General features: G+C 38.1%; 6 protein-coding genes. 1 reads left to right on the forward strand and 5 read right to left on the reverse strand.

Going from position 1 to position 7,921, the window contains the following annotated elements:
- The 5 genes from AC1Z3S_RS19535 to AC1Z3S_RS19555 all read right to left on the reverse strand — a co-directional run.
- A partial coding sequence (locus tag AC1Z3S_RS19535; protein WP_461741766.1) for a WxL domain-containing protein occupies positions 1-780 on the reverse strand: 780 nt, incomplete at its 3' end.
- A 75-nt stretch (positions 781-855) separates the two neighbouring features.
- Entirely contained in the window at positions 856-1,653 is a 798-nt protein-coding gene (locus AC1Z3S_RS19540; RefSeq protein ID WP_461741767.1) for a WxL domain-containing protein, read from the reverse strand.
- Positions 1,650-1,961, reverse strand: coding sequence for an EF2685/EF0750 family sortase-dependent surface protein (locus AC1Z3S_RS19545; protein ID WP_461741768.1), 312 nt, complete (start codon positions 1,959-1,961; stop codon positions 1,650-1,652). The genes AC1Z3S_RS19540 and AC1Z3S_RS19545 overlap by 4 nt, the downstream gene beginning before the upstream one ends.
- Before the next feature lie 14 nt (positions 1,962-1,975).
- Complete coding sequence (locus tag AC1Z3S_RS19550; RefSeq protein ID WP_461741769.1) at positions 1,976-5,551, reverse strand: beta strand repeat-containing protein; 3,576 nt, start codon at positions 5,549-5,551, stop codon at positions 1,976-1,978.
- Between the two features lie 239 nt (positions 5,552-5,790).
- Positions 5,791-6,909, reverse strand: coding sequence for a tyrosine-type recombinase/integrase (locus AC1Z3S_RS19555; protein WP_461741770.1), 1,119 nt, complete (start codon positions 6,907-6,909; stop codon positions 5,791-5,793).
- An 854-nt stretch (positions 6,910-7,763) separates the two neighbouring features.
- Here AC1Z3S_RS19555 and AC1Z3S_RS19560 point away from each other — a divergent pair.
- The coding region (locus tag AC1Z3S_RS19560; protein WP_461741771.1) for a VOC family protein at positions 7,764-7,921 on the forward strand (158 nt) is incomplete at its 3' end.

The raw sequence follows: 7,921 nt of genomic DNA on the forward strand, positions 1-7,921 counted from the left end.
CATTGTCCAAGTCACTACAGCTGTATACGTTCCTTTAGTCATAGAGTTTGCGACAGAAGTTGGAATCGTTAAGTTGACAGAAGAACCGACGGTTCCGACGGTTGTGTCAGTTGCGCCAGTACCGTCTGTTGTGCTACCCCATTCAAGCGTCCATTGACCAGAACCAGTTCCAGCAGCTGCTGTAACAAATGTCTTAGCTCCACCGTCAATAGAAAGTGTTTGAGTTGCTGTTTTACCTGAATCTGCAATTGTTCCTTCGCCACTCGTTGCCATTAATGGATTGATAAAAGCAATTTCTGAACCTGTTAATACGCTTTGATCTGATGAATTTGTAAATTGAGTTGTCAACTGTCCACTGATAGTGTAGCCAGTATATTCACCAGTGACATCTCCCCAAGAAATTAGGTTACCACGTTTTCGCGTTGTTGATGTAGTGCTTCCGTCTTCCGCAGTAACTGTATCTGTAATGGTAACTGGTTGTGCTGAAGCTGTGCCTGTTCCGACTTTAATGGTACCAAAATTTAAATTTGTTACGGCCGTAATACCTTTATCTCCAGGAGATGTCGGGTTAGGAATTACAGGGTCTACACCTGGAATTGTTTTCCCACCTTCTGGATCGGGTACGCCATCTTTACCTGGATCTAGTGAACCAGCCTCAACTTTGACTGTTCCTTGTGAAGTTTGAGAAGATGGTGTCGCAGCATTTGTAACTGCTGGAGCTGTTGTAGCGATTCCTACTACTGCCAATAAAGCCACTGCACTTAATGTCTTGAATTTCATTTTTATTCCTCCTAATATGGTAGATTGTTTATTTACAAATGAGTCAATGCTCAAATTGTCATGGATAATGTGTTATTACCGTGTTGGTGCTGCTTCCAATGTCCACGTGAGAGTAGTGGTATATTGTACTGGGTAAATTTTGGTTTCATTGGGTACTGTCAAAGTGACAGCAGAATTACTATATGCTTGTTTGTCAGTGACATTGTCAAGTACCGCTTTTCCTGAAGCATCTTCTAGAGGAGATAAAGTGGGAACTTGATTAGAGGTGTTCGTTTCCGATGCACCAAATTCAATTAGCCAGACCCCTTTTCCTTGACCAGCTTCACTACTTGCCACTGTATATGCGATACCCATCTCATTCAAAGCTAACGTATCCCGAGTAACCGTGGGGGTGCCGCTGGCACCACTGGTATTGGCCCATCCTTTGTCAAAAGATAGGACAGCGCCCGTCAATTCCTGATTCTCTAAGTCTTGTATAATATCACTATGAAATTGTTGGTTTTGCGTAACTGTCAAATTCCAACCAGAAGATTCAGCACTATAATCACTCACTTGAATGTAAAAACCTCTGGCAGTTGTCTCGTCATAAAATTGTTGAGCTAAGGAGAGGTACGTTCGATTGGTGTCGTTAATTTTTTGTGAACCGAAGTTTAAACTTGAAATATAATCAATACGCAAAGCTCCTGTCGTAGAAGGTCCTTCTCCTGGATTCACTACCATGGAAGGTGCTTCCGGATCCACTAAGTTACTTATTCCTGGATCTTCAACAGTCACCTTTCCATTAGCTTCTTGACTACTTGCGTATACTTGAGGAACACAGAAAAGAGACGTAAAGAAACTTAATCCGATACCCACTATCCATTTTTTTCTCATTCACGTTCCTCCTTCTCTTTTTTCCTCCGACGATAGAAGAAAAAAAGTAAAGCTAATAGGAGAATTCCTCCACCAAGTACACTATAATTTCTGATTTGTTCGCCTGTCTGAGGAAGTTTTCCTCCAGTGCTAGGTAGACTAGTAGACGTAGAGCTGGAAGAATTGGTAGACTCCTCATAGAAAGTGATGCCCCCTTCTACTGTCCCTTGCCCTCCATTGCCTATAGTGGCAGCAGCTCTAAGAGGTAACATCCCTATCAGGCAGATTACCAGACAGGAGAAAAAGAGAACTTTCAATTCTAGTTTCATGTGTTTCTCCTCCTCTATGGTTGACCTGCCATGATTGTCCATGTGATAACGCCAGAATAAGTTCCCACACTTGAAACGGTTGTTTTAGTTGGGTCAGCTACCAGTTTTAATCCTGCCGTATCCGATGTTGTTCCCCATCCACTGGTGATATCTGTCGTGCCACCTGTTGTGCTGGTATATACTGCTTGATTACTAGAACTTAGGGTTATTTCCTTCTTATCATTTGTGACGTATCGGATCGCGTCACTCATGATGGAGCCTGTGCTTGTATTTTTCATTTCGGTTGTCACTGCTGCATATAGTATCCATCCGTTTGTTTTAGAGGCACGAGTATCTGTAATGATTAATTTCCCAGACGTCGTAGGATTATCCACACGCTGCGTTTTTGCATTATATGTCAGACTCCCAAAATCAACGGAAGTGGGAGCTGATTGTAAGAATAGTAACCCTTTGACAGTATAGGTAACCGTTTGAGTGGTATCTGTAATCTTCAAAGCTGTCTCATCTGTTGGACGTGATACAATTTCATATCCAGCTGTTTCTAATGCACTAAGTTGTGTTTGTACTTTTGCATACGTTGTAGATGTTAAATCAATAGAATCTCCCACATAGATAGGGGTAACAATACTATTTGTATCTTCTTCTCCAGCTGTTAAAGTGTAGCCCTCTAAGATCGTTCCTGCTTCGTTTTCAAATTGAACTGTGACGACAGCATTCATATTGATGACAGTAACGCTAATGGTTCCAGTTATATCAGAATCCAGTCCCGATACAGAAGATGGAAGACTGATTGTGACAGTATATGGCGTATTAGGTGAAATATCTTTCAATCCGCTTAAACTACCTAAATCCGTTACAGTAAAGTCATTTACATCTGACCAACTAGTTTTTTCTCCCCCAGATACGCTATATGCAGTTGGGTTACACTTGGATAAAATATAGGTACTTAGCTCACTATCTGTCATATTACGAATATCCGCATAAGACAACTCCACTGAGTCTCCACTAAGGTTCGTGGAACTATCATAAACTATTAGTTCAGCTGTTGTTGTCGTAGTATTTGGTGCAGAGAGTCCCGCGCTATCTACAGCAAGGTCAGATACAGTTAGGCTAACTTGTTTTGTTCCAGCAGTTTGCATCAAGGTAGCCATATCAGTTGAATCAGCATAGCTGACAGGGTAGCTACTCGTATCCGTTACGCCTTTATCTGTTATTGTACTCACAAACGCACTTGCGGCTGGAGCCGTATCTCCCACATAGGCATAATACGTCTTAGTTGTAACTTCAGGAGGTGTCTCATCAACTACAGTTGTGGTCGTTGTATTCTCCTTGCCATTTAAGAAACTATATGCAGTAACAGTATCTCCCACATATAAAGTGGAAGTCGTTGGGATAGAGAGAGAATAATTTCCACTGGCATCTGCTTGCACATTATAGTAAACTTCAGTGCCAGCCATATTCAAGGAGCCAGTATCTAACGTAGTTCCTAAAGTAGTTCCGTTCACCGAGATTAGCACATAGGCATTTGGATTCGTGATGCCAGAAATCTGTGTACCATTTGTTTGAGTTACGTTATCTGAAACCTCATCTATCGATACTTCTACATCAGGTATGTGTTCAAAAAGTACCCTGTTAAATTTTGTCGTATCATAGTTTGATGTGAAGCTTGATGAAGTTGTTGTATTGGTGCTACTTGCTGTAACAGAACCAACAGTAACTGTTCCACTACTAGAACGTGTATAAGGGATAGTTGCATTATAAATTGGTATCCATGTAAAATCTGCCCCCTCAGTGGTAGTAACACTATTGTTCTTATTCCACGCGTAAATTCCTTGGATATCCGCCGCGAAATTACCTGCCATATTCACAAGTTGGACATTATTATTTCCTTGCGCATCTAAGTCTACTTTTTCTACATCTGAGAAAGAAAAACTTCCATTACCTGCATACAACATATTTCGTGTTCCAGTTCCATCAGAAACTTTTATAGTAAAAGTTCCTAATTCACCTATTGAAAAAGCTCCTGCATTTACGTATACCATATCAGATGTTGCTTGATAATTGTTAGTTGCTGTTAACGATGCCGAAGACGTACTTGTTCCCGTATAGGCAGTCCCAGATTGATTTAAAAAGTCAAAATTAACACTCCCGTTATCTTCAACTAAAAACTCTGAGTTTGTGCCGACCATTTTCAGTGCAGAACCAAATGACCCATCCATTGTAAGATTCATTGAAGCTTCAGAAGCAACGTAAACATTACTATTTGTCCCCATGTAAATGCCAGGTGAGAAACCAAGCGAACTTGAACGGTAATAATTTGCGTTGGACATGGATACGTTAAGCTCAGCTCCTGATCCAGCCAAATTAATTTTGGAATAGTTATATAGAGAGAGCCCTGCGTAATAAGAGTATGTAGTATCATCTACACCAAATATTCCAGACTGATTCATACCCATTGGGCCATCCGTTACAACGTTTAATTTAGCATTATCTAACAAATCGACAGTTGTTATCTTGTTAGAATTACCTCCGGTTAACCTAACACCTGCACGACCAGTTCCTGATACATCCACATTCATTGTAGCCCCTGTCCCTAGTGTTAAGCTCCCTCCGTTTTGAATATTTACTCCAGCATAAACCCCGCCGTTTGTGGAATTATAGGTATAAGATTCACCCCCATTGCCACTTGCAGTGACATTCAAAGTCGCATTAGACTCAATATGAAGAATAGGTGCGTTCGTCGTGACACTTTCTGACATATAAGCGCCAAGTATAACTCCATCTCCTGTTACAGTATTAAAGGTAGTATTACTTCCGCTTTGAACATACACACGTCTACCTTCTAGGCCCGAAGATACATTCGAATTGTAACAGTTCACAATGTTTCCGGTGGTAGGATGCGTAAAACTGTTTACGTTTTTTATAGTATTAGTATTTCTAAAGACCTGCGTACTTAAGTAAGAAGCACTTAGTTGTGAGCCTGTGTAACTGACTCCATCATAAACAAAAGATGAGTATCTATTGAACCAGTTTGAAAAACAACCATATGGATTCTGTGAATACATATCAAGATTTTTGATGTACACGCTAATTGCATAGGCAGATCCATTGTTGCCTCCTGCCCCCCAGCGATAGTAGTATTGTCCCGTGGATAAGAAAAACCCATTTCCGTCGATTACAACACTTCTTTGTTGGGCTAAGCTTATATCTACAGCTGTTCCTAAAGCAGATGTATAATTACTATTGTCAATATTATTCATTAATTTGATATAAGAAAAACTATTTTTATTTGCATACGCAATTCCATCTGCGGCATCATTTCCATCGCTAGAGGTAAACGTACCTCTTAGTGCTTTTGTTAGTTGTGCATATGTGTATACGTGAATGATATTACTATCATTAGCGGGTTCATCGCCCCACGTGTTATCTGTCCCTCCCCACTGAGAATAGGTAAGTTCATTGGAATAGTCTCCATTGGAGTCTTCTGCTGCCGAAGTAGCAGTCATTCCAAATTGAAGCTGTGCAAAACCCAGTATTAACATGAATATAATAACTAAAATAAAACTACCCCGAAAATAATATTTATTCATCTCCATTTTCTCCTTTATATCTTAATTCATATCGTGTTTTGAAATTTCTCACATAAGTATTGGATTTCAACTATATTTTTTCTTGTTTTAATTAAGAATAGGAAAAAAATAAAAGCTTGATGCATCAACATTATTCGTAAACTATTGACGGCGAATGACGGCTTATCGCAGCAAAACCCTCATAGATAGCGCTTACATTATTCGTTTGAACTTATGACTCTACTAGCACATTATTTTTTTTAAGAAATATAGGCAGCTATTTTTTTTATTGTATGTATTCGCTGGTCCATTAAGACATCAGAATAAACGTCCAGTGTTAGTTGAGTAGATCTGTGTCCGAGCAATGCACTCACTGTAGGTATATCTGAGAGTGCTTCAAGGCAACGTGTCGCAAAGGTATGACGTAACTGATGAAAATGAATATGCGTAAGGTCTACTTTTTTTCTTATTGTATGAAAATAATTTGTAAGTAGTCTTGGCTCACATGGACTATCATTGTTCGCAAATACCCATCTGTTCGTTGCATTATTATGTTTGTAGTGTATCAATTTCTCTCTTAGATATGGGGTCATAGGAATCACTCGAATTGAATTTTTGGTCTTCGCCTCATCAATGTGTATGTAAGTTTTAGCAGTTGTTTTTCCTTGATCTAGTATACGTTGACATGTTTTTGAAACCTGAATGATATTTTTATCAAAGTCTATGTCGTGCCATTCTAGTGCGGCAATTTCACCTATTCGCATTCCCGTGTGTAAAGCAATTAAAACAGGTAAACCCTTCTTTTCAGGTTCTTGGTCCGCAGCTAAAGATATTTTTTTTTGTTCGGATAATGAGAGGGCCGTCACCTTGGTCCAGTCCCTTCTCGGTAATTTGATGAGGGACAAAAATGTAGCGTCACATTGTATACGAGACAATCCTGAAGACAGTATTTGTTTAAATAGGGTAAAGATAGACTGAATCGAACTCATGCTTAAGTCATTATTTTGAAGCTCTTCAATATATGAATAGATACTTTCTTCATTAATTTCGTATAATTTTTTGTGTTTGAAAATGGGTAAAATATACTTGTTTAATTTATAGTGATAATTAGAAAGTGTAGTCTTTTTTACCTGTAGCTCTATCCGCCTGAACCAAACCGTCACCCATTCCTTGAAAGTAAGACCAATTTCTGGTCTAGGTTTCATGACCGTGGGTTGATAGCTTGATTTAAATACGTCCAACACGCGTTTTGTTTCTTCTCGAGTATTCCGATACACATAGCCGTATCGAATAGATCCGTCTAATTTTCTCCCTTTAATGTATCGACCTTCCCAACGGCCATCTTTTCTATGATATATATTTTCTCCTTGTCGACTCATAAAAGCACCCTTTCAGTTTGTTTGACGGTTTATTCTACTAAATAAAAAATTGTCAGTAAAGCCAAAAAAAAAGTGCGTTGACAATAAATAACTCAGAACATATAATAAATAAGAAGACAAATTTGATTAGAAATTTTAAGTTAATGAAAATTTCCTATTCTTAATTAAAACAAGATGTATTTATAAAGTTAAAATAAACCTTTTTCTCGTCATTTTATCTATACGGTGCGGTTGAAATCCTTACTAATACAAAAAAGCAATCTGTTTTAAAAAAGACAGATTGCTTTTTTGTATTAATACTATTTCTTTTTTTGTTGAACTATTAGGTCTTTTTTTGTCTCTTTCGTTCTTCAAGAGTGACCCTTCTCTACATCTCTTTAAGCTTATTGATATCATTTACTAACTGGACTTGTTCATTAGGGAGTTAAATCTTGCTGAAGAGCTCGCTATCCTGATAATTTGGTGTAAAGTTGACAATCGCTGACATAATGACCACCTTTTTAGCCTTTTCAAAAAGTGTAGCATAGAGACTAATACGTTTCAAAAATGAAGCAAATAGTAAAGTGTTTAAGTTTTCAATGGAGATCTATAGCAGAAATTTTGTTCAACAAAATGAGACTAATCGAGAAACTATCTTTCAAAAATTTTACTCTGATTATGTATGGGAGGATGATCAAAGTTAAATAGGGTATTTGTCAGCATAGCTATGGTCGCTGCTAAATATATTTCACATAATCCTCTTTATAAAAAGAAGCAAGCCCATAAAGAGCTAGCTTCTTAATTTACATAAGTTACGTTATTCCAAGTGAAAATTTTAACGGTATTTTTGATATAATTTTTGAGGGGTGAATGACGTGATAAATCATATTGAAATAAATGTCAAAGACTTAAAGAAGTCTAAAAAATTCTATACATTTTTACTTCAAGAGTTAGGTTGTACTCTTTTTCAAGAATGGGAAAAAGGATTTAGCTTAAAGCTAGATGGCTTATATATTGTTTTCGTTCAAACGGA

The sequence above is a fragment of the Enterococcus sp. LJL90 genome (assembly GCF_056924355.1).

Excerpts from the sequence above, each read along its gene's own strand:
- AC1Z3S_RS19540 (WP_461741767.1), bottom strand. The coding sequence starts at position 1,653 with ATGAGAAAAAAATGGATAGTGGGTATCGGATTAAGTTTCTTTACGTCT.
- AC1Z3S_RS19545 (WP_461741768.1), bottom strand. The coding sequence starts at position 1,961 with ATGAAACTAGAATTGAAAGTTCTCTTTTTCTCCTGTCTGGTAATCTGC.
- AC1Z3S_RS19550 (WP_461741769.1), bottom strand. The coding sequence starts at position 5,551 with ATGAATAAATATTATTTTCGGGGTAGTTTTATTTTAGTTATTATATTC.
- AC1Z3S_RS19555 (WP_461741770.1), bottom strand. The coding sequence starts at position 6,909 with ATGAGTCGACAAGGAGAAAATATATATCATAGAAAAGATGGCCGTTGG.